Raw genomic sequence first — 25644 nt, 5'->3', positions numbered from 1 at the left:
TGCCGGTATGGCACGTTTTAATGCGGTTCTTGCTGGGCATCGCCCTTTTCGTCGTTGTGATCGGCACAGCCGCGGCGTTGGTGCTCTCGGAAGTCCCTGCGTGGCGCATAGGCGGCGTGATTCTCTTGGCGGCCTTCCTGTTCATCTCCTACGCGGCGGATTGGTTCGAGGCTTGGAGTAATGAGAGGCATGTGGAACAGCGACCGGACCTGCTCAGGAATGAGGTAATCGGAGAGCGAGTCAAGGCTCGGGGCCGCTTCGAGCTTCGGGATGGCATGGCGACGGGGTTGGTAATGCTTAACGGGGTGCAATGGAAAGCGTATTGTTCCGATCATGTGCCGGAGGATGGTGAGCTTTTGACGGTGCAACGTCGGGATGGGCTCACGCTATATGTCAGGTCTCGAGGCGGTGACGCCTGAAATTCCATGTAATATCAACTCGCGCGGTGCCTCCGCATCTGGCCGGAAACGGCCTGCACCTGAGTAAGCGTTGTACCACTCCTGGAGAGTGACCTGATGGGTCCATCAGTCGTGGTACCGCCGCTGCGTGATCGACAGCGCCCCGTAGACTTCCCGCGAGAGCAGCGCCACTGGCGGGGCCTTGCCGCGGGTGATGATCAACGGCGCCTGATAATCACAGGTCCGTCGCATGGTCTTGGCCGGGTGAGCGCGAATGGCGGTATAGCTGGTGACCTGCATGGCTTGGGTGGCGGTGCCGTCAGGCTGAGGGCTCCCGTTGCTATGCTGCGTGCATTGGGGGAGGGGAGGGAGCCATGTCGTACGGGCCGCTGTTTGCTGCGCTGATCCTGTCGGCACCCTTGGCCCAGGCCGAGCAGGTGGGCGTGGTCTTCGCCATGGGCGGAGAGCGCTTCGTGTTGACCCCGGCCTGTGCCCAGCGGGTCGAGCATGCCACGGGCGATGCTGGGCTCGTGCAGCATCCGGGAGCAGCCGTGGCGGCTGCCGAGTTCCTGCGCGGCGTACCGCACGCCGAGGCGCCCTGATGGGAAGCGCCGTACGTTTTCGTCGCCTCGTCGTGGGGCTGGTCGCGACCCTGGCCGGGTTGGTGTTGCTGGTGTGGTTGGCGCTGTGGTGGCTGTCGCCGGCGCCGGTAGAGGGCCAGCTGGTCGAGTACCACGGCGATGCGCCGGTGGCCGGCGCCACCATCACCGTGCGTCGCCAGGGCTGGGGGCGCAGCGAGCATGATGGGCAGCTGATCTGGGACAAGGGCTATGTGGCCACCGCGATCACCGACGCCGAGGGACGCTTCCGCGTGCCCATGCCCGGCCCGGTATGGCTGGTGGGCAGCGGTGGCGGCCGGCTCACGGCGGAGGCCGAGGGCTTTCACGGCCTGGCGGTAGGCCATGTGCCGCCGGCGGCGGACCTGCGCCTGCAGACGGTGGCCGACCACGCCGAGCGGCTGCCCGGCGGCACCGCCTATCTGGGCTGGGATGAGGCGGGCGAGCCCTTCGGCTGGTCGTTCCTCGATCACGCCCCGGCTCGCGACCTGGCGCGGGTCGATCTCTATCCCCTCGCGCTGAGTCGCGAGCCCCTCGAGGCCATCCTGGCGGTGCCCGAGGGGGGAGGACTCCACTTCGTGCCGGCCGCTGCCCAGGGCATCTCCACGCCCTCTTGGGGTCATCTGCTGCGCTATCTGGATGCCTCGCCCGAGCCGCCCACGGCGTCACGCCTGGTGCTGGACGACACGCCGGGCACCCTCTTCCTGCGCACCCCGCAGGGGCGGCACGCCAAGCTGGCCTGGGAGCCCGGCGCGGTGACCGCCATGTCGGGTACGGTGCCGGGGCTCGATACCTCCAGCGAGCGGCTGCTCTCGCTGCGCTTCGTCTATCGCCCCGGCCCCGGGGACGAGCTGCCGTACCAGCCCCCGCTCAGGCCGCTCGAGCCCGTGCGCGCCGCGCTGCTGGCGGCGCATCCCGAGGAGGGAACGTCGGCCATGGGGCCGCGCACCTATCGGCTGGTGGTGAGCGATGCGCAGGGCGGGGAACTGGAGCGGCAGCGCATCGAACTCACGCCGGGTGTTCCCGTGGACCTGGCGAGCTGTGCCGAGGATGCTCCGCTGGCCTGGCGATTCGAGTCGCTGCGCCTGGAGTACGACGAGGATGGCCTGCCACGCCTGCAACTGACGCTGGACGGCGAGCGCTTCGGGCACCACTCGGCGCCGCGACTGGTCAGCACGCGCCACGCGACCGTGTTCGAGGTTCAGGCCTTCGATACTGACTACCGGCGCCATGACCTGCGGGTCAGGATTCGCGAATTGCCCGGCGATACCGGCCCCGCCGGTTGCGTGGCGCCGCCTTGAGCTCGGACACGGACATCAGGGACGGGTCCTTGAAAGTCACCGACGGCTTCGCCGGCGTGTTGCGATGTTTGGCGCCCCGCGGCGGCGCAGCGTAGCATTGGCTGCCTGATTGTCAGTCAGTCCGGCACTGGAAGGGTTTCAAGAATGGCAGCAACGCTGGATGAAGCGGCACTCCTGACCGATCGGCAGCTGGTCATGCTCGCCGGAGAGGCCGCCTTTGGCCGCGGCGTGGAGTATTACCGCGAGGGCATGGTGGTCGGCTGGAACCGGCAAGGCGCTACCATCACCGCCGATGTGGAGGGCAGCGAGCGCTATCGCGTGGTGCTGGAGCTCAGCAAGCGGGGCCTGGATGGCGGCTGCGATTGTCCGGCCTCAGAGGGCATCGACTTCTGCAAGCATTGCGTGGCGACCGCCCTGGCGTACCGCGCGGATCAGGCCGAGCAGACGCGGCTGACGGGAGGTGATGCGACGGATCGGATTCACGCCTACCTGCAGCAGATGGACAAGCCCTCGCTGGTCGAGGCGCTCCAGTCCCTGATCGAGAAGGACCCGGTGCTGCGCCAGCAGTGGTCGCTGCGGGCCGATGCGGTGCTCGGTGTGCTGGATCACAAGGCGCTGAAGAAGCGCATCACGGCGACATTCCCCATCAACCGCGACCTGTACCGCTACGGCCAGGTGAGTGCCTACTTCGCCAGGGCGGAGGCCGTCGTCGACCAGCTCGCCGAGCAGGCGCCGCAACTGCCCGCCGAGAAGTGCCTGACGCTGGTGGACTATGCGCTGTCGCGCATGGCCCGGGCGCTGGAGACCGTCGACGACTCCGGCGGCTTTCGCTTCCATTGCGAGGCGACCCTGCAGACGCTGCATATCCAGACCGTGACGCGGCTCGACTGGTCGCCCGACAAGCTGGCGGCGTACCTTTACGACAAGGCGTTCGGTGAGCACACGGACCTGTACCCCGAGATTCCCGATGCCTATGAGGAGGCGCTGGGCGAGGCGGGCATGGCGGCCTATCACGCCTGCCTGCAGCGGGCCTGGGACGCCTTGCCGGAGCTGCCGGAACAGGCGGGGTGGTCGGAGCTGTATCGCTATATTCGCCTGCGCGATCCCTTGTTCCGGCGTGCCGAGGCCGCCGGTGACCTGCCGGCCATGCTCGCGCTGTACCGGAAGACCGCCAGCAACGAGCGGGACTGCCTGGATGCCGCCGAGTTGTGCATCGCCCATGAGGCCTGGGATCTGGTGGAGCCGTGGCTGACGCGAGCGAGGAAGGCGGCGTCCGGCCAGCTTCCCCATCAGCAACATGAACGGCAGCGCCTCGAGGTGCGCCTGCACCTGCAGCGTGGCGAGGCGGAAGCGGCAGCGGCGCTGCTATGGGACATCTACCGGCACACGCGGCACCTGGAGGACTATCGCCAACTGGTGGCCTTGGCATCCGAGCATGACCTGGCCGTCGATTATCGCCAGCGGGCCCGCGACTGGCTGGCGGAGCGACTCGATCAGTCCTCCCAGCCATCCTTCGGCTGGGCTCCGCGGACGGCAGACAGCCTGCTGGAAATCCATCTGTTCGAGGGCCGCCTGGCCGAGGCCCAGGCGCTGTGCGCCGAGCGGCCGGTGGCCCCCGGGTTGCTGCACCAATTGGCACAGGCGCTGAAGGATCCCGACGAGAGCCTGCCGTTGTACCTGCGCTTGGTACGCCATATGGTTCGCCAGACCAACAACCAGGGCTATCGCGACGGCATCGCCTTGCTGGAGGAACTGCGGGACACGCTGGATACCTCGGCGCAGCGCCAGGCATTCGAGCAGGCGCTGACGCAGCTGCGCACCGAGTTCAAGCAAAAACGCAACTTCATCAAGTGGCTGAACGAGGCCTTCCCGGCCTGAGGGGTGGCAGGGCGGCGTTGAGACGATCGCCGATCGATCCGGTGCGCGTCGTGCTGGTGGCGTTTCTCGACCGGTCGGTCGATGCTTCTGGGTGGGGATGGCATCGAGCCCTTGCCCGAGGGGAGAGCCGGGCTCGAGGGAGGCTGAGATGTTCAAACCGATTACCCTGTCATGGCTGATGCTGGCCGCCTTGTGCGTGGGCGCCATGGCGCCGTCGGCAGACGGTAACGAGGGCGTCCGGCTCGAGATCACGGAATGGGACCTGCCCTTCGACGGCGGGCGGGCCCGGGATCCCTGGGTGGATGCCGAGGGCCAAGTCTGGTTCGTCGGCCAGCAGACCCACTATGTCGGGCGGTTCACGCCCGAGAGCGGCGAGTTCGAGCGCTTCCCCCTGGCGGACGGCACCGGGCCGCACACGGTGATCACCGATGAGCAGGGCGTCTGGTACGCCGGCAACCGGGCGGCGCACATCGGCTTGCTGGATCCGGCCAGCGGCGCGATCGAGACGTTCGCGCCGCCCGGCGATGGTCGCCGGGATGTGCACAGCATGGCCTTCGACGGGGACGGCAACATCTGGTTCACCGAACAGGGTGGCAACCGCATCGGCCACTTCGATCCCCGACGCCAGGCGTTCACCATGCATGAGATCTCCCGGGCGTGGGCGCGCCCCTATGGCATCGTGGTGCACGACGACCAGCCCTGGATCGCCCTGTTCGGCACCCACCGGCTGGCGACGGTGAAGGGCGGCGAGGTGCGGGAGATCGCCCTGCCGCGTGCGGAGGCCCGGCCCCGGCGGCTGGACGTCGCGTCCGACGGCCGGGTCTGGTACGGCGATTACGCGACCGGCCATATCGGCCGCTATGACCCGGACGGCGGGGAAGTGAAGGAGTGGCCGGCGCCCTCGGGTGCGCGGTCGCTGCCGTACGCGGTGGTCATGGACGGTGAGGACCGCTTCTGGATAGTGGAAACCGGTGTCCGGCCCAACCGCTTCGTCGCCTTCGATACCCGGGAGGAAACCTGGAGCGAGGCCTTCGAGATCCCCAGCGGGGGCGGCTCCGTGCGCCACATGGTGTACGACCCGGCGCGTGACGCCATCTGGTTCGGCACCGACGAGAACACCCTCGGCCGGGCCGAGCTGCAATGATATGCGCCGTCGCGTGACGCCGCCGTCGCGGGTGGCGGGCCCGGTGGTGGCCGCCGAGCGGGACCATGGCATCCGGCGAGACCCGGGCCGGGATCGTGGTGGAGGCCCTCACTCCCGCTCGTCCCGGGTCGAGCGCAGCAGCACCCGGTCCATGCCCTGGGTGCTGAGCACCCGCTTGAGCGCCGCGAACAGGTGGGTGGGCAACGTCACGGCGTAGCGGGGCCGCGGGCGGGGGCTCTCCAGGGCGTGGATCAGCTTTTCCACCACGGCGTCGGGCCCCAGCGTGAAGGGGGCCTTGCCCTCCGTGCTGGCCAGGCGGGCCTCCACCTTCCGGTAGGTGGCGGCATGGGCGCTGTGGGCGGTGTCGATATTCGCCCTGAAGGCGCGGTAGGCGTTCTCGCGGAAGCGGCTGGTGATGGGGCCGGGCTGGATCAGGCTGACGTGGATGCCGGTGCCCGCAAGCTCCTGGCGCAGGGTGTCGGTGAGGCCCTCGAGGGCGAACTTGGAGCAGACGTAGGCGCCGCGATAGGGCAGGGCGGCGAAGCCCAGCACCGAGCTGTTCTGCACGATGCGGCCGTGGCCCTGGGCGCGCATCATCGGCAGCACCCGGGTGGTGAGCTCGTGGGTGCCCAGCAGGTTGGTCTCCAACTGCTCCCGCAGCACCGCCCGCGACAGGTCCTCCACCGCGCCGGGCTGGCCGTAGGCGCCGTTGTTGAACAGCGCCGTCAGCCGTCCCGCGGTGCGTTCCCGCACTTCCTCCACCGCGGCCTCGATCGAGGCGCTGTCGGCGAGGTCCAGCGGCAGGGCCTCCAGGCCTTCCTCGCGCAGTCGGGCGACGTCCGCCTCGGCCCGCACCGTGGCGAAGACCCGCCAGCCGCGCGCCGCCAGGGCGTGGGCCGCGGCATGGCCGATGCCGCTCGAGCAGCCGGTGATCAGCAGGCTTCGCGTCGCCTCTCGGCTATCTGACATCCTCGTCTCCTGTTTCGCCATCTCCGGCACCCCAGGCCGGTACGGTGTTCGATGAGAGTACCGCCTGCGGTGACGGGCTTGTCTTATGCAGTCACGAGCCGTGCCCGGCTGGTGCCGTTGCCCAGCGGTTCGACCCGGATCTGCACCGGGATGCGCTCGTGCATCTCCTGGACGTGGGAGATCACCCCGACCCGGCGGCCCAGCGCCTGCAGGCCGTCCAGCGCCTCCATGGCCAGCGCCAGGGATTGCGGGTCGAGGCTGCCGAAGCCCTCGTCGATGAACAGCGACTCGATGGTGAGCTCGCCCGAGGCCATGGAGGCGAGCCCCAGCGCCAGGGCCAGCGAGACCAGGAAGGTCTCGCCGCCGGACAGCGAATGCACCGAGCGGCGCTCGTCGCCCATGTCGTGATCCACCACCAGCAGGCCCAGCTCGCTGCCGCCGCGCACCAGCCGGTAGCGGCGGCTGAGCCCGGCCAGGTGGGCATTGGCGTGCTCCAGCAGCTGTTCCAGGTTGTAGGCCTGGGCGATGCGCCGGAACGCCTTGCCGTCGGCGGAGCCGATCAGCTCGCTGATCCGCCCCCAGCGGCGATACTCGGCCCGGGCCGCCTCCCGTTCGGCCCGGCCCTCGCGCTGGCGCTCGCGCCGGCGGTTGTCGTCGCGCAGGGCATGGACGGCCTCGTCGCGTCGTTGCTGGGCGGCCTCCAGCCGCGGGGCGAGGGCCTCGCGCTCGCCGACCAGGGCCTCCCGGCGGCGGGCGATCTCGGCCGCCATGGCGTCGCCGAGCCATGCCTCGTCGTGGGCGTCGTCCTGCTCGCCTGGCTCGCCGCTAGCGTCCGTGGCCACCCCCTGGTCGCGACGGTGGGCGATCAGCGCCCGGCGGCGCTCCTCCAGGCTGGCGGCGGCCTGCTGGCGGGCCTGCTCGGCCTCCTCCAGCTGCCGCTCCTGGCGCTCGGCCTCGTCGTCCGGCTGGGCCAGCAGCCGGGCGAGCCGGGCGTCCGTCAGCTCGGGATGGGCCGCGCGCCACTCGGCCAGCTCGCTCTCCAGGGTGTCGCGCTCCCGGCGCAGCGCCTCGCGCCGCTCGCTCTCGTGGGTCGCCTGCTGGGCGAGCCGTTGCCGGTGCTGCTGGGCCTCATGGAAGCGGGCCAGGGCCCCGTCGCGGGCCTGGCGGGCGGCGTCCTGGCGGGCGTCGAGGTGCTGTTGCCAGGCATCCGGCGAGGCATGCTCGCCGAGCAGGGTCCGGAGTTCGGTGGCCACGGTGTCGCGCTCGCGGCGCAGGGGCGGGATCCGCTCGGCCAGCGTGGCCAGTTCCCGGTCGAGATCGGCGCGCTGGGTGTCGAGTCTGGCGAGTGCCAGGGCGTCCTGATGCAGGGCCTCTTCCAGGGGCGCCAGTTCGGCCTCGGCGCGGGCGATCTCGTCGAGGACCCGTTGGTGTTGTGTCCGCTGTGCCTCGACGGATTGACGCTGGTGGGCCAGCCAGGCCTCGCGCTCGGTGGCGTCGATGGCGGAAAGCTCGGCGTGCAGCGGATGCTCGCCGAGGGCCTCGTTCGCCTCGGCCCGGTGCCGTTCGGCGGTGGCGAGGTCCGCGCGCTGCTGGGTCACCGACGCCTTCAGGGCGCGGTATTCCCCCTCGAGCTCGTCGCGCTCCCGCTGGGCCTGGTCGCGTTGCTGCAGGGCGTCCGCCAACTGGCGCTCCTCCTCCGCCTGCTGGGCAGCGAGCTGGACGGCCTCGGGGGTGGCCGGCGGCCGATGGCGCCAGGGGTGTTCGAGGCCGCCGCACACCGGGCAGGGCTCGCCGTCCACGAGGCCCTCGCGCAGCCTGACGACGCTCTCGCTGCGCACGGCGCGGCTGCGTTCGACGACGGCCTGCACGCTCTGGTGGTGGCGCTCGCGGTCGTCGAGGCGTCGCCGGGCGACCCGGCCCTGTCCGACCAGCGCCTCGAGGCGTTGGTCGGCCTCTGCCAGGCGTGCCGTCAGCGCCTGGTGTGCCTGGTCGGCACGGCACGCCTCCTGCCAGCGGCTGTGCAGCTCGCCGAGCCGCAGCTGGCGGCCAGCGGCCCGGTCATGGGCCTGTCGGGCCGCCTGGCGGGCGCTCTCCAGGCCGCCGTGATCGCCGATCAGCCGCTTCAGGGTGGCGTGCCACCGGTCGCGCTGTTCGCGTCGCTGGCGGTGTTCGGTGTCCGTCCGCCGGCGCTGTGCGGCGAGCTCGTCGGCGCGTCGGCGGCGTTGATCCTGCGTGGCCTCGAGTTCCGCCAGCTGCCTGTCGTGGGTGGCGAGCGTCTGGGCCCGCTCGCGGGCCTCGCGCAGGGGCGGCTCGGCCTGGCGGCGCGCCTCGACGGCCTCGTTGAGTGTCCGCTCGGTGGCCCCATGGGCCTGCTGGGCCTGCTCGCGCGCGCCGTCGGCGTCGGTGAGCGCGCGCTGCGTCTCGGCGTGGCTCGCCGCCAGGGCATCGAGCTCGCCGGGTAGGTCGGCCTGGCGCGTGAGCCGATGGCGCTGCGGCAGGATCACCCGGCGCCATGCCAGGTCTTCCCGGGCGGGGGCCAGCGCCTGCCAGCGGGCCTCGGAGTCCTGCCGGCGCTGGCGTCCCTCGGCGTGGGCTTTCCGCAGCTGTTCATCGGTCGTGTGCCACCGCTCGCGGGTCTCGAGGCGCTTGGCGTCGCGCTGCACGGCGTCGAGTTCGCCCTGGGTGGTCTCGGCCCGGCGCTCGAGCTCGCTGCGGGCCTCGGGCTCGGCGGGCAGGTCGTCGGCGAGCCGGGCCTCGACCTTCTCGACGGCCTTTCGGGCCTCGCTGGCGCGGCGGTAGGCGGCCATCGAGATGGCGGAGTATTCGGTGGTGCCGGTCAGCCGCTCCAGCAGGTCGCTGCGCTCGTTGTCGTCGGCCTTGAGGAAGGCGGCGAACTCGCTCTGGGCCAGCAGCACGGCGCGGGTGAACTGCTCGAAGGTCAGCCCCAGGCGCTCGGGCAGCAGGCGGTCGAACTCGCGCTTCTGGGTGGTCAGCAGGCGGTCGTCGTCCAGATCACGCAGCGACTGCTCGGTAGCCTGCAGGCGCCCGGCGGCCTTCTCGCGGGCGCGGCGCACCGCCCAGCGGGCGCGGTAGCGGCGGCCGTCGCGGCCCAGGAAGTCGACCTCGGCGTAGCCGCTCGCCGTGCCGCGGCGCAGCAGGGTGCGCGGGTCGGCGGTGTTGAGCGTCTCGTCGCCCACGTCGGGCAGCGGCGCCTCGCGGCCGGGGGCCTGGCGCAGCCGCGGCGTGCCGCCGTAGAGCGCCAGGCACAGGGCGTCGAGCAGGGTGCTCTTGCCGGCGCCGGTGGGGCCGGTGATGGCGAACAGCCCGGCATCATTGAGCGGCGCGGCGGTGAAGTCGAGCGCCAGCGGGCCGGGCAGGGAGGCCAGGTTGGCCAGGCGCAGGGCGAGGATCTTCATGCGTGCGCCTCCCCGTCGTCATCCAGCACGTCCTGGCGCAGCCGGTCGAAGTCGGTGAGTACGTCCTCGCTCGGCGGTTCGCCCCAGCGTGCCTGCCAGGTGCGCTCGAACAGTCGTCGGGGGCCGAGGGTCTCCAGGTCGATGCGTTCGGGGGCGTCCTCGGCCGCGACCCGGGGCAGGCGACGCTCGAGGCGCAGCAGGCGCAGCGCCTTGCCCTCGAGGGCGGCGTCCACCCGGGCGCGCAGGTCGGGCAGGGGGGCATCGAGCTCGACCCGGACTTCCAGCCAGGGCCAACGCTCCCTGGTTAGCGCCGGGTCATCCTCCAGGGCCTCGAGCTCGGCCAGCACCGCGTCGAGCGGCGCCGGGCCGAGGCGATGCATGGCCACCGGGCGGGGCACGGGCAGCGCCTCGACGCCGGCCAGCGCCTCGCCCTCCAGAGTCACCTCGAGCACCTGGTGGGGATAGGCCACCTCGCTGAAGTCCAGGGGCAGGGGGCTGCCGCTGTAGCGGATGCGCGCCTCGCCGACCTGTTGGGCGCGGTGCAGGTGACCGAGCGCCACATAGGCGATGTCGTCGGGAAACAGCGCCGCGGGGATCGATTCCTCGCCGCCGATGACGATGGGGCGTTCGCTGGCCTCGGAGACGGCGCCGCCGCGCAGGTGGGCATGGCTCATGGCCACCAGGGCCTGGCCGGGGGCGCGGCGCGCCCGGGCGGCCGCGATCAGCTGCTCGTGGACGCGGCCGATGCCAGCCACATAGGCGTTGCCGGGCTCGTCGGCCTCGTCGCCTCCCCGACCGGTGACCTCGGCCGGCCGCAGGAAGGGCAGCGCCAGGCACCAGGCGCGAGTCTCGCCGGACGCGTCGGTCAGCGGCACCAGCAGGCGCTCGGCGTCGAGCTCGCCGGCCTCGGTCCAGGCGACCCGGCCCAGGGCGTGGGTGCGCAGGCGCCGCATCAGCGGGGCCGGCAGCTCGATGCGGTTGCCGCTGTCGTGGTTGCCGGCGATCAGTACCAGGTCCAGGCGGGGCAGGCGCTCGTGGGCCTCGACGATGAAGTCATAGAGCAGCGCCTGGGCCTGCAGGGAGGGATTGACCACGTCGAAGAGGTCGCCGGCCACCAGCAGGGCGTCGGCCCGGCGTTCGACCAGGGTATCCAGCAGCCAGGTCAGGAAGGCGCGGTGTTCTGCGTGGCGCTCCTGGCCGTGAAAGCTCTGGCCCAGGTGCCAGTCGGCGGTATGGATCAGTCTCAGCATCGGCTCCCCGGTGTTCCGTCACACGGTCGAAAGGCCCTAGTCTAACCCGGACGGACACCGCGCATCAGGGAGCCCGTGATGTCATCTACGCCATTGCACGACTGGGGCCTCGCCCCCGCCGAGGCCATCGCCCTGCAGAAGCGCCTGGCCGGCCGGGTCGAGCGCGCCGACCGCCTGGACCCGGTGAACCGCATCGCCGGGGTGGATATCGGCTTCGAGCAGGGTGGCGAGATCACCCGCGCCGCCGTGGTGGTGCTGGCCTGGCCGCCGGCGGCCGACGGGGCCTTCGAGGTGGTGGAGCAGGCGGTGCACCGCGAGCCGACGCGCATGCCGTATATCCCGGGGCTGCTGTCGTTTCGCGAGGTGCCCGCCGCCCTGGCCGCCTTCGACAAGCTCTCGACCCGGCCGCAGCTGGCGATGGTCGACGGCCAGGGCATCGCCCATCCGCGCCGGCTGGGCGTGGCCAGCCACCTGGGGCTATGGCTCGACCTGCCGACCATCGGCGTGGCCAAGACGCGGCTGGTCGGTCGCCACGTCGAGCCCGGGCCCGAGCGTGGCGACTGGGCGCCGCTGCAGGATGACGGGCCCGAGGGCGAGGAGGTCATCGGTGCGGTGCTGCGCTCGCGCGAGAGCGTCAAGCCGGTGTTCGTCTCGCCGGGGCATCGGCTGTGCCTGGAGACCGCGGTGGGCTGGGTGGTGGCCTGCCTGGGCAAGACCAAACTGCCGGAACCCACCCGGCTGGCCGATCGCCTGGCGTCCCGGCGGGACCAGAAGCGGCGCTGACCCGCGAGGTAATCGAAGCTGGGTCTGGCGAGGGGCGCCGGGGATGGGTCGAAGAGGGGGTCCTACGCCATGGATGGCGTCGGTAGCGCCCATGGAGGGGTTCACAGCGCCCCCTCGCAGACCTGTCGACGGATCAGCCCCGAGCGACAACGCTAACTGCGATAGCCCTGGCAGACTTGCCCGGCGGCTTGCCTTCCGGGGCGGGGAGGCGGACCATGAGCGATTCCCTTTTCTCGGATGCCCGCCATGACCGCCTCGCCCGTCACCCCCATCGACGCCACCCGAGCCTGGGTCGAGACCTTCGTGGTCGGCCTCGAGGTGTGCCCCTTCGCCGGCCGCGAGGTCGCCCGCGACAGCATCCGCTATGTGACGGTGGACGCCACCGATCCCGCCGCCGCGCTGATGCGGCTGATGGAGGAGTGCTGGCATCTCGATGAGTGCGCCGAGACCGAGACCACCTTGGTGGTGCTGACCCAGGGCCTCGCGGATTTCGACGACTATCTGGACGTGCTGGGGCTGGCCGAGGCGCTGCTGGTGGAGCAGGGCTACGAGGGGGTCTACCAGCTGGCGAGCTTCCACCCGGACTATCAGTTCGAGGGCGAGGCGGAGGAGTCTCCACGGAACTACACCAACCGCTCGCCCTGGCCGATGTGGCACCTGATCCGCGAGGCCGGCCTGGAGCGAGCCCTCGCTCACTATCCCGACCCCGAGGCGATCCCCGAGCGCAACGCGGCACTGATGGAGGCCGAGGGCCGCGACCGGCTGGCCGCCTCGCTGGCGGCGTTGCGTGGGGCGAGCCGGCCGAGTTAGCGCGCGCAGTCACACATCCGCCTTGCCTAGACGATATCCAGCGGCTCCTTGCGGCTCGGCGCCGGAAAGGCGGCATCGAGCCGGGCCAGGGCGTCCTCGTCCAGGGTCACGTCGAGGACGTCGGCGTTGTCGCGGACGTGGTCGGGCTGCACCGCCTTGGGGATGGCGATCAGATCGCGCGCCCCGTCGAGGGGCCTCACCGCCCAGGCCAGCAGCAACTGGGCCGGCGTGAGGTGGCGCTCGGCGGCCACCGCCTGCACCTCCGGATGGTCGAGCAGCCGACGGCGCAGCCGGCCACCCTGGGCCAGCGGGCAGTAGCCCATCAGCGGCATGCCGTGCCGGCGCTGCCAGGGGCGCAGGGCGTGCTCGATGCCCCGCGAGCCCAGGTGGTAGAGCACCTGGTTGACGGCGCAGTCATTACCGCCGGGCGTGGCCCGCAGGGCGTCCATGTCGTCCACGTCGAAGTTGGAGACGCCGAACCGGCGGATCTTGCCGGCCGTGCGCAGCCGCTCGAAGGCCTCCACGGTCTCGTCCAGGGGGATGCCCCCGGGCCAGTGCAGCAGGTAGAGGTCGAGGTGGTCGGTGCCGAGTCGCCGGAGGCTCGCCTCGCAGGCGGCGATCGCGGTGTCACGACCGGCATTCCAGGGATACACCTTGGAGACCAGGAAGGCCTCCTCGCGGCGCCCCGTCAGGGCCTCGCCGACCACTTCCTCGGCGCCGCCATCGCCGTACATCTCGGCGGTGTCGATCAGCCGCAGGCCGCGCTCCAGGCCCTGCTGGAGGGCGCGCACCTCGTCGGCCCGGGGAGCGAGGCCCTCGCCCATGAACCAGGTGCCCTGGCCGATGGCGGGCAGCTCGACGGCGGGCTCATGGGCGGTGGCGGCCAGGGTGACACGGGGCGGGATCGTCATGACGCCTCCTCTCGATGTTATGGAAGGGTTTTCCATATATATTGGGATCAGGCCGGCCGGGATGCAATGCGCCCTTGTGTCCCGGGCAGGTCGTCCGCATGGTCTATCGTGTAGGAGCAAGGCTTCGACCCACCCAACGATCGAGGAGTCGACATGAGCATCAAGAAGAACGGAAGCGCCGTCTGGCAGGGCGGCCTCAAGGATGGCCAGGGCACGGTCTCCACCCAGAGCGGCATGCTCAGTGACGTGCCTTACAGCTTCGCCAAGCGCTTCGAGGGCGAGGCCGGCTCCAATCCCGAGGAGTTGATCGGCGCCGCCCATGCCAGCTGCTACTCCATGGCGCTGTCCATGATCCTCGGCGAGGCGGGCTACACCCCCGAGCGCATCGCCACCCAGGCCACGGTCTCCCTGGAGGAGGTCGAGGGCGGCTTCGGCATCACGGCGATTCACCTGGACACCCGGGCCAGCGTCCCCGGCGCCGACGAGGCGGCCTTCCAGGACGCCGCCAACAAGGCCAAGGAGGGGTGCCCGGTCTCCAAGCTGTTCAACGCCGAGATCAGCCTGGACGCCAAGCTGGAGGGCTAAAAAGTGTCTGCGCTCGGCTATACGGCGTTAAAAATCGGCTCAAAGGACTCATTTACTCTCCGTAAACTCCGTCTTTTGACTCGCGGCCTCCGTGTCGCTCGCTCTGCGAGCAGCGGAACTGCCCAAATCGGCATTCTTTGCCGATTTGTCGCAGATTTTTGCCTTGTGACCCACACGGATGTGGGAAATGCGTGGGCCCGTAGGGAACGGGCCTAGCTCTAGCCTGCGCTCGACGACTTTTTAGATATTGCTTGATATATGCCGCTGTATGACTCGCGAGGCCACCTTCGGGTGGCCTTCGCGCGTTCAGGGGCGGCGCCGGGCGGCCTCCACCAGGGCGCGGATCAGGCGCTGCTGGGGGCGGTTGAAGATCAGCCACTCGGGATGCCACTGCACTCCGATCAGGAAGTCGTGGTGACGGGACTCGATGCCCTGCACCAGGCCGTCGCGGTCCCGGGCGACGATCTCGATGCCCTGGCCGGTCTCCTTCACCGCCTGGTGGTGCAGGCTGTTGATGCGACACCAGGTGACCCGCAGGATGCGGTTCAACTGGCTGTCGCCGACGATGTCCACGGTCTTGCGCGGCAACACGGTGCGCCGCCGCTTGAGCCCCTCGTGGGTGGTATAGATATCCGGGTCCAGGGTGCCCCCCCGGTGGACGTTGATCAGCTGGGCCCCTCGGCAGATGCCGAGCACCGGCCGGCCTGCGGGGATGAAGCGTTCGAGCAACTCGAGCTCCAACTGGTCGCGCTCGGGGTCGACCCGCACGTCGAGCTGTATCTCGCCGCCGTAGTGGTGGGCCTCGATGTCATCGCCGCCACCGATGATCAGGCCATCGAGGGCCGCCGGCCGGGGGCGCGCGGGGGACAGCCGCAGGGGCCGGCCGCCGTGTCGCCACACGGCGAACCAGTCGAACCACCAGGCGATGCGACTCTTGCGATCCGAGGTGGTGATGCCGATCAGCGGACGCGGGTCGCGGCTCATGGACGACGGCTCCAGCGACACAGGGCGGTCCACCAGCGCCGGGGCAGCGAGGGGCGGTGCAGGGCGAGGTACTGGGCGCCACGCTCGGCCAGCGTGGCCGGCGAGGTCGCCAGCACCTCCACCTCGAGCCAGCGGTTCCACTCGGTGACGGCCCCCCAGCCGGGTTCCGACAGCTGGGCATTGGGCAGCCGGTAGTGGAAGGTGGGGCGCGGATTGACCAGGGCGTCGCTCAGCAGCTCGTGGGGGTGCTCAGGGTGCAGGTAGGCGAACAGCGGCAGCAGGTCCAGCTCGCGATTGCGGGTCGGGTTGTCCTCCAGGTAGTCGTCTATCAGGGTCTCCAGGTCGGGCGTGTAGCCGGGGTCCAGCACCTTGATGGCATAGGCCCGGGGGTAGGGGTTGGCATGGGGCAGCATCTCCCGAGTGATGTCCACCCGGATCTGTTCGCGCAGCCACTTCGCCGTGAGCAGATAGGCACGCAGGTAGGCCAGGATGTCCTCGACGGCCAGGCTCGGCACCTCGGGATTGAGATGCAGACCGAAGCCGTACAGCAGGCTGGCATCGGTGCCCTTGGCGCCATGGTGGCGCAGCGCCTCGAACAAGGCGTCGAGCTCGTCCAGCTCGTCCCAGGGCACCGGCGGGCAGACGATCTCGGTGGGCACCAGGCCGGAAACCACGTCGCCGATCAGTTCCCGGGTTCGCGTGTGGAAGTCCTGGCGCATGCGCTCCCACTCGCTGTCCTGGTAGGCATCGGGATCGATGAGCCGGCTGTCGGGATGGGCATACTGGGTGTCCAGCTCGATGCCGAAGTCGCCCCAGCGGGCCCCCGTCACCTTGAGCCGGTGGGCGCTGATCACTTCCAGCCGGCCGCCGAACAGCGACTGCACGAGGCTGGCCGTCTCGCGTGGGGGCATGCCGGCGAACTCGATCTCGATGCCGACCCGGCGGCGGCTGCCATCGGCCCTGTCGGGTACGGGTGGCGGTTGGGGCGTCATGTCGGCATCCTGTGGGCACGTTCGTCGGCAGCCTAACACACTGCCGTTGGCAGACAGGATGCGGCAAGATGCCGGCACGCCACTCAAGGGAGACCCGACGTTGCCACGCCTGCCCCGCCTACACGATGCCCTGCGAGGCCTGTTGATCCTGGTGCTTCTGCTGCTGCCCCTGGCGGCGGCGGCCCAGTCCCTGCCGCTGTCCGCCCTGGGGGGCGGTGATGCCCAGCCGAGCCACGACCCCGAGGCCATGCAGGCGTCCCTGGAGCGGATCATCGCCACCCTGGAGGACGAGGGGCGTCGCGGGGAACTGCTCGCCGACCTGAAAGCCCTGCGCCAGGCCAATGAGGACGTGGTGGGCCAGGAAGGCATCGCGTCCCCGCAGGGGCTGCTGGGGGCGCTCGCCGAGACCTTCAATGCCTTGGGCGAGCAGGCCGAGTCGGGGCGCTCGCCGCTCGACGAGTGGGGACGCCAGCTGCGCCAGGGCTGGTCGGAGTTCTCGGCGCTGGTGGTGAGGACCGGCAATGCCGAGCTGCTGCGCTTCGTGATCGAGATGGCCGTGCTGACGGTGATCTGGGGCGGGCTGCTGATCATCCTCATCGCCCTGGGCCGCATGCTGGCCCAGCAGCGGGCGTGGCCCCTGGACCTGCCCCGGGAGCCCAAGGGCGGCCTGTTGGCGATCCACTTCCTGCGCCGCATGCTGCCCTGGGCGCTGGCCTTCGCCCTGGTGCTGGGCATCGCCCAGCTGGTGCCGGAGAGCGCCGGGCGCACCGGGTCTCTGGTGATCGCCTATGTGGCCCTGTGCGGGCGCACCCTGTCGGTGGTGGTGGAATCGGTGATCTCGGTGTTCACCCAAGGGCACCGCTTCACCGCCGTGCAGATTCTCCAGCATCGCGGCCTGCGGCCGCTGTTCATCATCGGCGCGCTGATCGCCCTGGGCGATGCCCTCAACTCGTCGCGACTCAGTGACCTGATCGGCGGCGACCTGGCCAGCCTGCTCTCGGTGCTGGCCAACATCCTGGCGGCGCTGCTCAGCGGACGCTTCATCCTGCGCTTCAAGCGCCCCATCAAGCATCTGATCCGCAACCGTTCCTATCGCTATCGCCGCGAGCGCAGCGGGGCCACCGAGGTGGCCCGGGTGGTCGGCGGCCTGTGGCATGTGCCGGCGCTGCTGCTGGTGTGGGGCTCGCTGCTGGCGATCTTCGTCACCGGCGGCGACGTGGGCGCGGCCCTGGCCCGCTCGATCATCTCCGCCTCGCTGCTGGTGCTGACCCTGGTGGTGACCGGGCTGATCCGCCGCCATGCCGAGCGCCGCTCGAAGCGGCGGCGCCAGAGCGACTACCGTCGGCGCCTGGAGCGCTTCGGCTATGCCCTGTCCCATGTGCTGGCCTGGATCGCCTTCGCCGAGCTGTCGCTGCAGGTCTGGGGGGGCTCGCTGGTCGGCATCGGCCAGCAGGGCGTGGCCAGCGTACGCATCGGCCAGGCGCTGCTGGGTATCGGCTTCACCGGGCTGCTGGCCTGGCTGGCGTGGATCTTCGCCGACACGGCGATCCAGCGGGCCCTGGTCTCCTCGGCGCGATCCCGAGGCCGGCGGGTCAACCAGGCCCGGGCCCAGACCATCACGCCGATGATCCGCAACATCATCTTCGCCACCATCGTGATCATCGCCGCCATCGTCGGCCTGGCCAACCTGGGCGTGAACGTCACGCCGCTGCTGGCTGGTGCCGGGGTGATCGGCCTGGCCGTGGGCTTCGGTGCCCAGACCCTGGTCCAGGACCTGATCACCGGCATCTTCATCCTCATCGAGGACTCGCTGGCCGTGGACGACTTCGTCAAGATCAACGGCCACACGGGCACCGTCGAGGGACTGACCCTGCGCACCGTGCGGCTGCGCGACCTCGACGGCATCGTGCACATCATCACCTTCAGCCGCATCGAGTCGATCCATAACATGTCGCGGCAGTTCGGCATCGCCCTGATGCGTATCCGCATCCCCTTCGACATGCCCATCGACGCTGCCACCGACCTGATGCACGACACCGCCCTGGCGCTTCGCCAGGACCCGATGATGCGCCACCACATCTGGTCGCCGCTGGAGATGCAGGGCATCGACCACTTCGAGGATGGCTGCGCGATCCTGCGCATGCGCTTTCGCACCTCGCCGGAGATGCAGTGGGACGTGGCCCGTGCCTTCAACCTGCTGCTCAAGCAGCGCATGGAGGAGCAGGCCCTGGACCTCGGCGTGCCACGCCTGAGCGTCAGCATGGAAGGGATGGGTGGCGGCCGCCTCGACGGCAGCCGCGAGCGGGGCGACTCGCGCGATGCCGCGGGTCGCGAGCCGGGCGAGGCCGGCATCGCCGACCCGGCCGGCGACACCAACCCCCGGGGGGCCTCGCCGGATCCCGGCACCTGACGCCCGGCCCTGCCCGCCGAGCCCGGCAGCCGCCGCCCTCGGCCGCTGGCCATTCGGACCGCCCGTCACCCGATCCCGCCACTCGGCCATTGAGATGACTCCGCTGGCCGGTGCACGCGTCAGTGCGAGATGCGACCATGGTTGCAATGAGTAAACGTTTACGACTTGCTCGTAAACGTTTACTCTTCGCCATGTCGCCGGCATCGACGACGTCTTCACCGCCCGTAAGGGCAACGCCAGGAGGAGCCAACCCATGACGATCAAGGTCACGGTCTGGGGCGAGAACGTCCACGAGCAGACCAACGAGGTGGTAGCACGCATCTATCCCGCCGGCATGCATGCCTGCATCGCCGCCGGGCTCGACGAGGACCCGCAGATCGAGGCCCGGTCGGTCACCCTGCAGGACCCCGAGCACGGCCTTACCGAGGAGGTGCTCGACGACACCGACGTGCTGCTGTGGTGGGGTCACGCTGCCCACGGCGACGTCCGCGACGAGATCGTCGACCGTGTCCAGGCGCGGGTACTGCAGGGCATGGGCCTGCTGGTGCTGCATTCCGGTCACTACGCGAAGATCTTCAAGCGCCTGATGGGCACCACCTGCTCGCTGAAGTGGCGCGAGGCCGGCGAGCGCGAGCGGCTGTGGGTGGTCAACCCCGGCCATCCCATCGTCCAGGGCCTGGGTGACTATCTCGAGCTGCCGCATACCGAGATGTACGGCGAGCCCTTCGCGGTGCCCAACCCCGACGAGGTGATCTTCATCAGTGCCTTCGAGGGCGGCGAGGTGTTCCGCTCCGGCCTCACCTACAAGCGCGGCAACGGCAAGATCTTCTACTTCCGTCCCGGCCACGAGACCTATCCGATCTACTACGACGACCAGGTGCGCCAGGTGCTCAAGAACGGCGTGAAATGGGCCCGTCCCGAGGGCGCGCGGTGGATCGACAGCTGCCCCAACGTGCCGCCCGACCAGGCGCCGAACCCGGTGGAGGTGAAGGGCGAGGGGCTGCACAAGCCCGGCGAGGAGGGCTTCAAGTGATGCGATTGGCGATCATCGGCGCCGGCAGCATGGCCGGCGAGCATGCCAAGCACTTCCGGGCCCTCGACGGCGTCGAGGTGGTGGCGGTCTGCGACCTGGACGGCGACAAGGCACGCGCCTTCGCCGAGGCGCACGACATTCCCGAGGCGCATTCCGACCTGACGGCCATGCTGGCCCGCGACGACATCCAGGCGGTGAGCAACGTCACCCCGGACGGCGTGCACAAGGCGACCTCGCTGGCCGCCATCGCCGCCGGCAAGCACATCCTCTGCGAGAAGCCGCTGGCCACCAACGCCGCCGACGCCGAGGCGATGGCCGCGGCGGCCCGCGAGGCGGGGGTGATCAACATGGTCAACCTCAGCTATCGCGACGCTCCGGCGATCCAGCTGGCCCGGGAGCTGGTGGCCGAAGGCCGACTGGGGCGGGTGATGCACGTCGACGCCAGCTACCGCCAGAGCTGGCTGGTGAGCGACGCCTGGGGGCGCTGGGACCAGGACAGCCAGTGGCTGTGGCGGCTCTCCGAGGCGCACGGCAGCAAGGGCGTGCTGGGCGACGTGGGGGTGCACATCCTCGACTTCGCCAGCTTCCCGGTGGGCGACATCGCCGCGGTGACCTGCCGGCTCAAGTGCTTCGACAAGGCCCCGGACAACCGCATCGGCGAGTACAGGCTCGACGCCAACGACAGCGCCCTGATGCAGGTGGAGTTCGCCGGCGGCGCGCTGGGCACCATCCAGGCCACCCGCTGGGCCACCGGCCATCACAACTCGCTGGCGCTCTCGGTCCACGGCGATCGCGGCGCGCTGCGCGTCGATCTCGACGCGGCCCGGGACCGGGTGCAGGTGTGCCTCGGCGAGGACGTGCACCCCGCGCGCTGGACCGCGCTCACTGCTCCGCCGACGCCGAGCATCTACCGGCGCTTCATCGACGGCATCGCCAGCGGCGTCAACGACCAGCCCGACTTCGCGCGCGGCGCCGCCCTGCAGCGGGTGCTGGATGCCTGCTTCGACTCCGACGCCCGGGGTGGCGGCCTGCGCCTGGCCGGGCACGCCGCCCCGGCGCAGGGCCAGCCCGCCTGAGCCGTGCCCGTCCGTGGGGCCCGTCATCGCGGGGCCGGCGGACGGGCCGCGGTCGCAGCGCCCCGTCCATTCGGGCACAATCGGTGGCCGGCAGGGTATGGCGGTCGGCGCGAGGCCGGTCGCCCGGTGATGAGGCAGGCGATGAGCAGAGATCCGTCGAAGACGGCCAACATCCGGGAAATCGCGCGGCGGGCGGGCGTCTCCATCGCCTCGGTCAGCCGTGCGCTCAACGGCAAGTCGGGCATCAGCGAGGCGCTGCGCGAGCGCATCCTGACCATCAGCCGCGACGTCGAGTATCGCCCCAGCGCCGCCGCCCGCCAGCTGATCAGCGGCAAGGCCGCGGTGGTGGGCATCTCGCTGGGGCGCCGCGACTTCGAGCTACGGCCCTACTACATCCTGCTCTATCAGCACCTGACCGTGGCGCTGCACCGCCAGGGCATGGTGCCGATCTTCTTCGCCCATGACCGCACGGCGACCCTACCCGAGCAGGCCGGCGCCGCTCTCCTGCTCGGTGAGTTCGCCGACGACCCGCGCCCGGCGCTGATGAGGTCTCGGGGCGTGCCCTTCGTGCGCATCGGCCTGGCCGGGGAGGGCTTCTCGGTGGCGCCGGAGGATCGCCACGGCATCTACCTGGCCACCCGCCACCTGATCGAGGGAGGGCGGCGCCGCATCGCCTTCGTCGGCGACGAGCTGGAGAGCCCCCATAGCCAGCACCGCCTGGGCGGTTACCGCCAGGCGCTCGCCGAGGCCGGCCTCGAGGCCTCGCTGATCGACATCCCGCCCAACCTGGACCCGGCACTGACCGGCTACCGCTGGCTGCGCCGGCGCCTGGAGCAGGACCCGCACGCCCATGACGGCCTGGTCTGCGAGAACGACGAGCTCGCCCGAGGCTGCCTGACGGCCCTGGAGGATCACGGCTTGCGCGTCCCCGAGCAGGTGGCGGTCACCGGCTTCGACGACCTGCCGACCCTGGCCGAGGACCTGACCACGGTGCGCCAGGACATCGCCGCCATCGCCGCCATGAGCGTCGAGTTGCTGGGCGAGGCGCTGGCGGGCAAGCCGCCGCGTCACGTCTCCATGCCGGTGGAGCTGGTGGTCCGCGAGACCGGCTAGGGAGGCCTCTCCGCCTAGAGGAGGAAGCGACCCAGAGCGATGCCGGCGCCGAGCACCCCCAGGCCGGCGAGCGGCCAGCGGTCATTCCCCGACCCATGGCCAGATGGGCCTGCGTCGATCTCGCTGGCCCCGGCCGGGGCCAATGAAGATGTGCTAGGTTGGGATATCGGCGGCGAGCGCCGAATCTTGACGGCTGAGGGGGAGCCCGACCATGCGACCTTCATTGAGGACCCTGCTGGCGCCGGTGGTATGGGTGGCCAACAAGCTCGGCACCCGCCGGGAAGTCTCGCGCGACGAGGCGCAGCAGGCCGAGGTGGACCAGGCCTGCGAGACCCTGGCCCTCTACCAGGCCTGGAGCGAGCCCGACTGCATCCAGGTGAGGCGGGAGATCACCCGGCTGGGGCTCGAGATCGAGACCCGGGACGTGCGCCTCGACCCCGAGCACACCCGGGTGCTGAAGGAGGAGGGCGGCCAGCTGGAGGTGCCCTGCCTGTACATCCGCGAGCCGGCGGGGGAGGTGCAGTGGCTCTACGGCGCCCAGGCCATCATCGACTACCTCAGGAAGCGCTTCGGCTGACGGGCGAGCGTCTCGACCGGCACGCCTGCCGGCTCACGGATTCCAGCCGCCGCTCCCATAGGGACGCGTCAGCACTTCCAGGAGGTGGCCGTTGGGATCTTCGAAGTAAACGCCTCTGCCGCCGTCACGGTGGTTGATTTCGCCTTCCCTTCCTTGCGCCGGATCGGCCCAGTAGTCGAGCCTCCTCTCGCGGATTCGTTGGAAGATCGCGTCGAAATCCGCCTCGTCCACCAGAAAGGCGTAGTGCTGGGGCGTGACATCTCCGCTCTGCTCCATGTAGTCGAGCTTGGCGCCATTATCCGCGACGACCATATCGAACGGTCCCCACCGGCGCGGTTCCGGCAACCCCAGCACCTCCGCGAGGAAAGCCGCGGACGCATGGCTGTCATGGGCTGCCAGGATGGTGTGGTCGAAGTTGATGGCCATGGTCGTTTTCCCCTTGGCTGCGTGGCGGCATCGCTATGACGAGTCTCGGCTTACCGGAGGGTCGCACGTTCGAGCGCCGCGATATCGAACGTCTGCATCTGCAGTATTGTCTCCATCCCGCGGCCGGCCGCGGTGTCCATGGCGAAGGGCTCCCGTCCCGCCGTTGCGGCGACCACAGCCATCGTCGCTCAGCGCGTCTCGTACTCGTCGTGGCGCCGCCACCAGACGCCTTCCTCGTTGCGCCCCTTGGGGGCGCGGTCGAGCCACTGGTACATGCCCCAGAGACCGTCCAGACCGCGCGCATAGGTGGAGTAGGTGTGGTAGATGATGCCGTCCTCGAGCACGAAGGCGCTCATGCCCGGCCGCTCGCGCGTGTAGGTGGCCGGGTCGGTGCCGGTCGTGGCCGCCATCTTCGCCACCGGCTCCTCCTGCCAGGACGCGGTGTCGCGCCCTACCAGCGGCATGCCCGCCTCGCGGCGGTAGTTGTATTCGATTCCGCCCTCGCGCTGTTGTGCCTCGGTGAAGGCGACGTTGAAGTCGAAGTTGAAGTCGCCGCCGAGCGAGGACGCCCAGGGGAAGCGCCAGCCCATGCGTCGCCGGTACGCCTGCAGCTTGGCGAGCGGCGCCCGCGATACCGCCCAGAGCATCACGTCGTGGTGGGCCAGGTGCACGACGATGCCGTCGAAGCCGTCGGCGATCGCCGAGCAGGAGGGACAGCCCGCCGCGTAGTCGGGGCCGAACATGAAGTGGTAGACGAGCAGCTGCGAGCGTCCGCGAAAGAGGTCGGCCAGCGAGGCGCTGCCGTCGTCGGTCTCGAAGCGGTACGCCTTGTCGACTCGCACCCACGGCAGCGCCTGCCGCCTGCGCGCCAGCGCGTCGCTGTGCCGGGTGAGTGCCTTCTCCTCCTCGAGCAGCTCGAGCCGCGCCGCCAGCCACTCGTCACGTGTCCCGGTCCTGTGCGTGGTCATCGCGTCTCCCTCCTGGGGGGTGGGTGTTGGGTATAGACTAGGCATCAGGCTTCGCCCCGGGGAGTGACAAGTGTGGCGGGATTGCGATGGACGCGCTGACCACGGCCGCGGCGCGTGCGCTGGCGACGGGTGATCCGCTCGGTGCGCTGAACCGGGTCGCCCTGCGCGACGACGCGCCGGCACTGGCGCTGCGTGGCATCGCCATGGCGCAGCTCGGTGACCTCGTGCGGGCCAAGGCCCTGCTGCGCCGCGCCGCGCGAGCGTTCGGGACGAAAGCGCCCGCGGCCCGCGCCCGCTGCGTCGTCGCCGAGGCGGAGATCGCCCTCGTCTCGCGCGACCTGGGCTGGCCGGCGAAGGCGCTCGCCGCGGCGAGGGCGACCCTCGAGGCATACGGCGACCGGGTGAACGCCGCGCATGCGCGCTATCTCGAGGCCCGTCGCCTGCTGCTGATCGGTCGACTCGACGAGGCCGAGCGGGCGCTCGACGGGCTCGACCCCGCGTCCCTGCGACTCGCCTCGCGGGTCGCCCACGAGCTGGTGGTCGCCGGGATCGCGATGCGCCGCCTGCGCAGCCACACGGCGCGCGCGGCGCTCGCCCGGGCCGAACGGGCGGCGTGCGCTGCCGCCATCCCCGCGCTGCTGGCGGAGGTCGAAGGCGTCGCCCGCGCCCTGGAGACGCCCGTGGCGCGTCTGATCGCCCACGGCGAGGCTCAGGCCCTGAAGCTAGAGGAGGTGGAGGCGTTGCTGGCCTCGCCGGCACTCGTGGTGGACGCCTGCCGTCACGTCGTGCGCGACGCGCACACGGTCATCCCATTGGGCCGTCGCCCGGTGCTGTTCACCCTCGTCCGCCTGCTGGGCGAGGCCTGGCCCGGCGACGTGCCGCGGGGCGCCCTCGTCGCGCGGGCTTTCCGGGGGAAGCAGGCCGATGACTCCTATCGCGCCCGGTTGCGGGTCGAGATCGGCCGGCTGCGCCACACGCTCGGGCCACTGGCCGGCGTGACCGCGACGCCCCGCGGATACGCGCTGGCCCCGCTCGGCAGCCGCGAGGTCGTGGTGCTGGCGCCGCCCGTCGAGGAGGCGCATGCGACGCTGCTGGCCCTGCTCGCCGACGGCGAGGCGTGGTCGAGCTCGGCCCTGGCCCTGGCGCTCGGTACCAGCCAGCGCAGCGTGCAGCGGGCGCTCGACGCGCTGGCCGCCGCCGGCAGGGTGGAGGCCTTCGGTCGCGGGCGGGCGCGGCGCTGGATCACGCCCCCCGTGCCGGGATTCCCGACAACCTTGTTACTCCCCGCGCCCCTGCCGAGTGGCTAGGCTGGATGCGTGAAGCCACCTCATCGGGAGAACATCATGAAGCGATCAACGGCGGACATCCTGGCGGAATACGGCCCCTTCCCGGGGATCGAGGGTGTACATGGGGTCAGTCATGACGGGCGGCACCTCTGGTTCGCCAGCGACGGCCGGCTCACGGCCCTCGACCCGGAAAGCGGGGAGATCCTGCGCTCGCTCGACGTCGCCGCCGATGCCGGCACGGCCTTCGACGGCCGGCACCTGTTTCAGATGGCCGGGGAACACATCCAGAAGATCGATCCGGATACCGGCCGGGTGCTGGCCAGGATCCCGGCGCCCCCGGGCGGCGGCAACTCGGGGCTCGCCTGGGCCGAGGGGTCGCTGTGGGTGGGGCAGTATCGGGACCGCAGGATCCAGCAGGTCGACCCCGAGACGGGCGAACTCCTGCGCACCCTCGAATCCGAGCGCTTCGTCACCGGGGTCACCTGGGTCGACGGCGAGCTCTGGCACGGCACCTGGCAGGATGACCAGAGCGATCTGCGGCGGCTCGACCCGCAAACCGGCGAGCTCCTGGAGCGGATCGAGATGCCGTCGGGCGTGGGCGTCTCGGGGCTCGAGTCCGACGGTGGCGAGCGCTTCTTCTGCGGCGGCGGCAACAGCGGAACGGTGAGAGCCGTGCGTCGCCCCGGTCGAGGTGCCGCGATCGATTGAGGCAAACGT

General features: G+C 70.7%; 24 protein-coding genes. 15 read left to right on the top strand and 9 right to left on the bottom strand.

Translation table 11 applies throughout. The features are described from left to right. Window positions 1–20 precede the first annotated feature (20 nt). Window positions 21–419, top strand: coding sequence for an NfeD family protein (locus OCT48_RS13395; RefSeq protein ID WP_263589632.1), 399 nt, complete (start codon window positions 21–23; stop codon window positions 417–419). 105 nt (window positions 420–524) lie between these two features. Here the strand turns inward: OCT48_RS13395 and OCT48_RS13390 are convergent, their stop codons facing one another. After that, the gene (locus OCT48_RS13390) at window positions 525–650 is read right to left on the bottom strand and encodes a hypothetical protein (protein WP_263589631.1); all 126 of its coding nucleotides are present in this window, start codon (window positions 648–650) and stop codon (window positions 525–527) included. A 122-nt stretch (window positions 651–772) separates the two neighbouring features. On the opposite strand from OCT48_RS13390, the gene OCT48_RS13385 reads away from it, so the two are divergent. From OCT48_RS13385 to OCT48_RS13370, 4 genes are all read left to right on the top strand, one after another. Then, complete coding sequence (locus tag OCT48_RS13385; protein ID WP_263589630.1) at window positions 773–1000, top strand: hypothetical protein; 228 nt, start codon at window positions 773–775, stop codon at window positions 998–1000. After that, the gene (locus OCT48_RS13380; protein WP_263589629.1) at window positions 1000–2316 is read left to right on the top strand and encodes a carboxypeptidase-like regulatory domain-containing protein; all 1317 of its coding nucleotides are present in this window, start codon (window positions 1000–1002) and stop codon (window positions 2314–2316) included. Before OCT48_RS13385 ends, OCT48_RS13380 begins: the two co-directional genes overlap by 1 nt. Window positions 2317–2460: 144 nt before the next feature. Continuing rightward, entirely contained in the window at window positions 2461–4194 is a 1734-nt protein-coding gene (locus OCT48_RS13375; RefSeq protein ID WP_263589628.1) for an SWIM zinc finger family protein, read from the top strand. A 148-nt stretch (window positions 4195–4342) separates the two neighbouring features. After that, window positions 4343–5338, top strand: coding sequence for a hypothetical protein (locus OCT48_RS13370; protein WP_263589627.1), 996 nt, complete (start codon window positions 4343–4345; stop codon window positions 5336–5338). A gap of 108 nt (window positions 5339–5446) precedes the next feature. Here OCT48_RS13370 and OCT48_RS13365 read toward each other — a convergent pair whose 3' ends face one another. The 3 genes from OCT48_RS13365 to OCT48_RS13355 form a co-directional block, all read right to left on the bottom strand. Next, on the bottom strand, window positions 5447–6307 hold the full coding sequence (locus OCT48_RS13365) for an SDR family oxidoreductase (RefSeq protein ID WP_263589626.1): 861 nt from the start codon (window positions 6305–6307) through the stop codon (window positions 5447–5449). An 83-nt stretch (window positions 6308–6390) separates the two neighbouring features. Next, the gene (locus tag OCT48_RS13360) at window positions 6391–9723 is read right to left on the bottom strand and encodes an AAA family ATPase (protein ID WP_263589625.1); all 3333 of its coding nucleotides are present in this window, start codon (window positions 9721–9723) and stop codon (window positions 6391–6393) included. Beyond that, complete coding sequence (locus OCT48_RS13355) at window positions 9720–10973, bottom strand: exonuclease SbcCD subunit D (RefSeq protein WP_263589624.1); 1254 nt, start codon at window positions 10971–10973, stop codon at window positions 9720–9722. Before OCT48_RS13355 ends, OCT48_RS13360 begins: the two co-directional genes overlap by 4 nt. 78 nt (window positions 10974–11051) lie before the next feature. Here OCT48_RS13355 and nfi point away from each other — a divergent pair, with 78 nt between their 5' ends. Together nfi and OCT48_RS13345 are read left to right on the top strand one after the other, a co-directional pair. Next, window positions 11052–11756: a deoxyribonuclease V gene (nfi, locus tag OCT48_RS13350; RefSeq protein ID WP_263589623.1), complete on the top strand. Its 705-nt coding sequence runs from the start codon at window positions 11052–11054 to the stop codon at window positions 11754–11756. A gap of 246 nt (window positions 11757–12002) precedes the next feature. After that, the gene (locus tag OCT48_RS13345; RefSeq protein ID WP_263589622.1) at window positions 12003–12566 is read left to right on the top strand and encodes a DUF1415 domain-containing protein; all 564 of its coding nucleotides are present in this window, start codon (window positions 12003–12005) and stop codon (window positions 12564–12566) included. A 26-nt stretch (window positions 12567–12592) separates the two neighbouring features. Here the strand turns inward: OCT48_RS13345 and OCT48_RS13340 are convergent, their stop codons facing one another. After that, entirely contained in the window at window positions 12593–13477 is an 885-nt protein-coding gene (locus OCT48_RS13340; RefSeq protein ID WP_263589621.1) for an aldo/keto reductase, read from the bottom strand. 153 nt (window positions 13478–13630) lie between these two features. Between OCT48_RS13340 and OCT48_RS13335 the strand changes: the two genes are divergently transcribed. Continuing rightward, window positions 13631–14062 carry an OsmC family protein gene (locus OCT48_RS13335; RefSeq protein WP_263589620.1) on the top strand — a complete coding sequence of 144 codons (432 nt, stop codon included), beginning with the start codon at window positions 13631–13633 and terminating at the stop codon, window positions 14060–14062. A 306-nt stretch (window positions 14063–14368) separates the two neighbouring features. Here OCT48_RS13335 and OCT48_RS13330 read toward each other — a convergent pair whose 3' ends face one another. Both OCT48_RS13330 and OCT48_RS13325 read right to left on the bottom strand, forming a co-directional pair. Continuing rightward, a complete protein-coding gene (locus OCT48_RS13330) occupies window positions 14369–15046 on the bottom strand; it encodes a gamma-glutamyl-gamma-aminobutyrate hydrolase family protein (protein WP_263589619.1) in 678 nt (225 codons plus the stop codon). After that, window positions 15043–16038 (bottom strand): amidoligase family protein, encoded by a 996-nt coding sequence (locus OCT48_RS13325; RefSeq protein ID WP_263589618.1) that lies wholly within the window; start codon window positions 16036–16038, stop codon window positions 15043–15045. The genes OCT48_RS13330 and OCT48_RS13325 overlap by 4 nt, the downstream gene beginning before the upstream one ends. 100 nt (window positions 16039–16138) lie before the next feature. On the opposite strand from OCT48_RS13325, the gene OCT48_RS13320 reads away from it, so the two are divergent. The 5 genes from OCT48_RS13320 to OCT48_RS13300 all read left to right on the top strand — a co-directional run bounded on the left by OCT48_RS13320 (window position 16139) and on the right by OCT48_RS13300 (window position 22247). After that, window positions 16139–18448, top strand: coding sequence for a mechanosensitive ion channel family protein (locus OCT48_RS13320; protein ID WP_263589617.1), 2310 nt, complete (start codon window positions 16139–16141; stop codon window positions 18446–18448). Window positions 18449–18701: 253 nt separating this feature from the next. Continuing rightward, the gene (locus OCT48_RS13315; protein ID WP_263589616.1) at window positions 18702–19481 is read left to right on the top strand and encodes a ThuA domain-containing protein; all 780 of its coding nucleotides are present in this window, start codon (window positions 18702–18704) and stop codon (window positions 19479–19481) included. Next, window positions 19481–20557, top strand: coding sequence for a Gfo/Idh/MocA family protein (locus tag OCT48_RS13310; protein WP_263589615.1), 1077 nt, complete (start codon window positions 19481–19483; stop codon window positions 20555–20557). The genes OCT48_RS13315 and OCT48_RS13310 overlap by 1 nt, the downstream gene beginning before the upstream one ends. A 141-nt stretch (window positions 20558–20698) precedes the next feature. Beyond that, window positions 20699–21670, top strand: coding sequence for a LacI family DNA-binding transcriptional regulator (locus OCT48_RS13305; RefSeq protein ID WP_263589614.1), 972 nt, complete (start codon window positions 20699–20701; stop codon window positions 21668–21670). A 211-nt stretch (window positions 21671–21881) separates the two neighbouring features. Continuing rightward, window positions 21882–22247: a glutaredoxin family protein gene (locus OCT48_RS13300; RefSeq protein WP_263589613.1), complete on the top strand. Its 366-nt coding sequence runs from the start codon at window positions 21882–21884 to the stop codon at window positions 22245–22247. A 33-nt stretch (window positions 22248–22280) separates the two neighbouring features. Here OCT48_RS13300 and OCT48_RS13295 read toward each other — a convergent pair whose 3' ends face one another. Both OCT48_RS13295 and OCT48_RS13290 read right to left on the bottom strand, forming a co-directional pair. Then, entirely contained in the window at window positions 22281–22673 is a 393-nt protein-coding gene (locus OCT48_RS13295; RefSeq protein WP_263589612.1) for a VOC family protein, read from the bottom strand. A 188-nt stretch (window positions 22674–22861) separates the two neighbouring features. Further along, the gene (locus tag OCT48_RS13290; protein WP_263589611.1) at window positions 22862–23641 is read right to left on the bottom strand and encodes a DUF899 domain-containing protein; all 780 of its coding nucleotides are present in this window, start codon (window positions 23639–23641) and stop codon (window positions 22862–22864) included. Window positions 23642–23727: 86 nt separating this feature from the next. On the opposite strand from OCT48_RS13290, the gene OCT48_RS13285 reads away from it, so the two are divergent. Next, window positions 23728–24948: a helix-turn-helix domain-containing protein gene (locus OCT48_RS13285; protein ID WP_263589610.1), complete on the top strand. Its 1221-nt coding sequence runs from the start codon at window positions 23728–23730 to the stop codon at window positions 24946–24948. A 36-nt stretch (window positions 24949–24984) separates the two neighbouring features. Next, on the top strand, window positions 24985–25635 hold the full coding sequence (locus OCT48_RS13280) for a PQQ-binding-like beta-propeller repeat protein (protein ID WP_263589609.1): 651 nt from the start codon (window positions 24985–24987) through the stop codon (window positions 25633–25635). Window positions 25636–25644: the final 9 nt, after the last annotated feature.

The organism is Halomonas sp. M4R1S46, assembly GCF_025725685.1.
Classification (GTDB): Bacteria; Pseudomonadota; Gammaproteobacteria; order Pseudomonadales; family Halomonadaceae; genus Halomonas.
Note: the sequence above shows the minus strand (reverse complement) of the source record. Positions and strands in the feature narration are given on the sequence as shown.

What these genes read in the sequence shown, in the direction of transcription:
- OCT48_RS13390 (WP_263589631.1), bottom strand. Translation starts at nt 650, where the DNA reads ATGCGACGGACCTGTGATTATCAGGCGCCGTTGATCATCACCCGCGGC.
- OCT48_RS13315 (WP_263589616.1), top strand. Translation starts at nt 18,702, where the DNA reads ATGACGATCAAGGTCACGGTCTGGGGCGAGAACGTCCACGAGCAGACC.
- OCT48_RS13280 (WP_263589609.1), top strand. Translation starts at nt 24,985, where the DNA reads ATGAAGCGATCAACGGCGGACATCCTGGCGGAATACGGCCCCTTCCCG.
- OCT48_RS13365 (WP_263589626.1), bottom strand. Translation starts at nt 6,307, where the DNA reads ATGTCAGATAGCCGAGAGGCGACGCGAAGCCTGCTGATCACCGGCTGC.
- OCT48_RS13285 (WP_263589610.1), top strand. Translation starts at nt 23,728, where the DNA reads ATGGACGCGCTGACCACGGCCGCGGCGCGTGCGCTGGCGACGGGTGAT.
- OCT48_RS13395 (WP_263589632.1), top strand. Translation starts at nt 21, where the DNA reads ATGCGGTTCTTGCTGGGCATCGCCCTTTTCGTCGTTGTGATCGGCACA.
- OCT48_RS13325 (WP_263589618.1), bottom strand. Translation starts at nt 16,038, where the DNA reads ATGACGCCCCAACCGCCACCCGTACCCGACAGGGCCGATGGCAGCCGC.
- OCT48_RS13290 (WP_263589611.1), bottom strand. Translation starts at nt 23,641, where the DNA reads ATGACCACGCACAGGACCGGGACACGTGACGAGTGGCTGGCGGCGCGG.
- OCT48_RS13340 (WP_263589621.1), bottom strand. Translation starts at nt 13,477, where the DNA reads ATGACGATCCCGCCCCGTGTCACCCTGGCCGCCACCGCCCATGAGCCC.
- OCT48_RS13345 (WP_263589622.1), top strand. Translation starts at nt 12,003, where the DNA reads ATGACCGCCTCGCCCGTCACCCCCATCGACGCCACCCGAGCCTGGGTC.
- OCT48_RS13385 (WP_263589630.1), top strand. Translation starts at nt 773, where the DNA reads ATGTCGTACGGGCCGCTGTTTGCTGCGCTGATCCTGTCGGCACCCTTG.
- OCT48_RS13370 (WP_263589627.1), top strand. Translation starts at nt 4,343, where the DNA reads ATGTTCAAACCGATTACCCTGTCATGGCTGATGCTGGCCGCCTTGTGC.
- OCT48_RS13375 (WP_263589628.1), top strand. Translation starts at nt 2,461, where the DNA reads ATGGCAGCAACGCTGGATGAAGCGGCACTCCTGACCGATCGGCAGCTG.
- OCT48_RS13335 (WP_263589620.1), top strand. Translation starts at nt 13,631, where the DNA reads ATGAGCATCAAGAAGAACGGAAGCGCCGTCTGGCAGGGCGGCCTCAAG.
- OCT48_RS13355 (WP_263589624.1), bottom strand. Translation starts at nt 10,973, where the DNA reads ATGCTGAGACTGATCCATACCGCCGACTGGCACCTGGGCCAGAGCTTT.
- OCT48_RS13310 (WP_263589615.1), top strand. Translation starts at nt 19,481, where the DNA reads ATGCGATTGGCGATCATCGGCGCCGGCAGCATGGCCGGCGAGCATGCC.
- OCT48_RS13300 (WP_263589613.1), top strand. Translation starts at nt 21,882, where the DNA reads ATGCGACCTTCATTGAGGACCCTGCTGGCGCCGGTGGTATGGGTGGCC.
- OCT48_RS13295 (WP_263589612.1), bottom strand. Translation starts at nt 22,673, where the DNA reads ATGGCCATCAACTTCGACCACACCATCCTGGCAGCCCATGACAGCCAT.
- nfi (WP_263589623.1), top strand. Translation starts at nt 11,052, where the DNA reads ATGTCATCTACGCCATTGCACGACTGGGGCCTCGCCCCCGCCGAGGCC.
- OCT48_RS13380 (WP_263589629.1), top strand. Translation starts at nt 1,000, where the DNA reads ATGGGAAGCGCCGTACGTTTTCGTCGCCTCGTCGTGGGGCTGGTCGCG.
- OCT48_RS13330 (WP_263589619.1), bottom strand. Translation starts at nt 15,046, where the DNA reads ATGAGCCGCGACCCGCGTCCGCTGATCGGCATCACCACCTCGGATCGC.
- OCT48_RS13305 (WP_263589614.1), top strand. Translation starts at nt 20,699, where the DNA reads ATGAGCAGAGATCCGTCGAAGACGGCCAACATCCGGGAAATCGCGCGG.
- OCT48_RS13360 (WP_263589625.1), bottom strand. Translation starts at nt 9,723, where the DNA reads ATGAAGATCCTCGCCCTGCGCCTGGCCAACCTGGCCTCCCTGCCCGGC.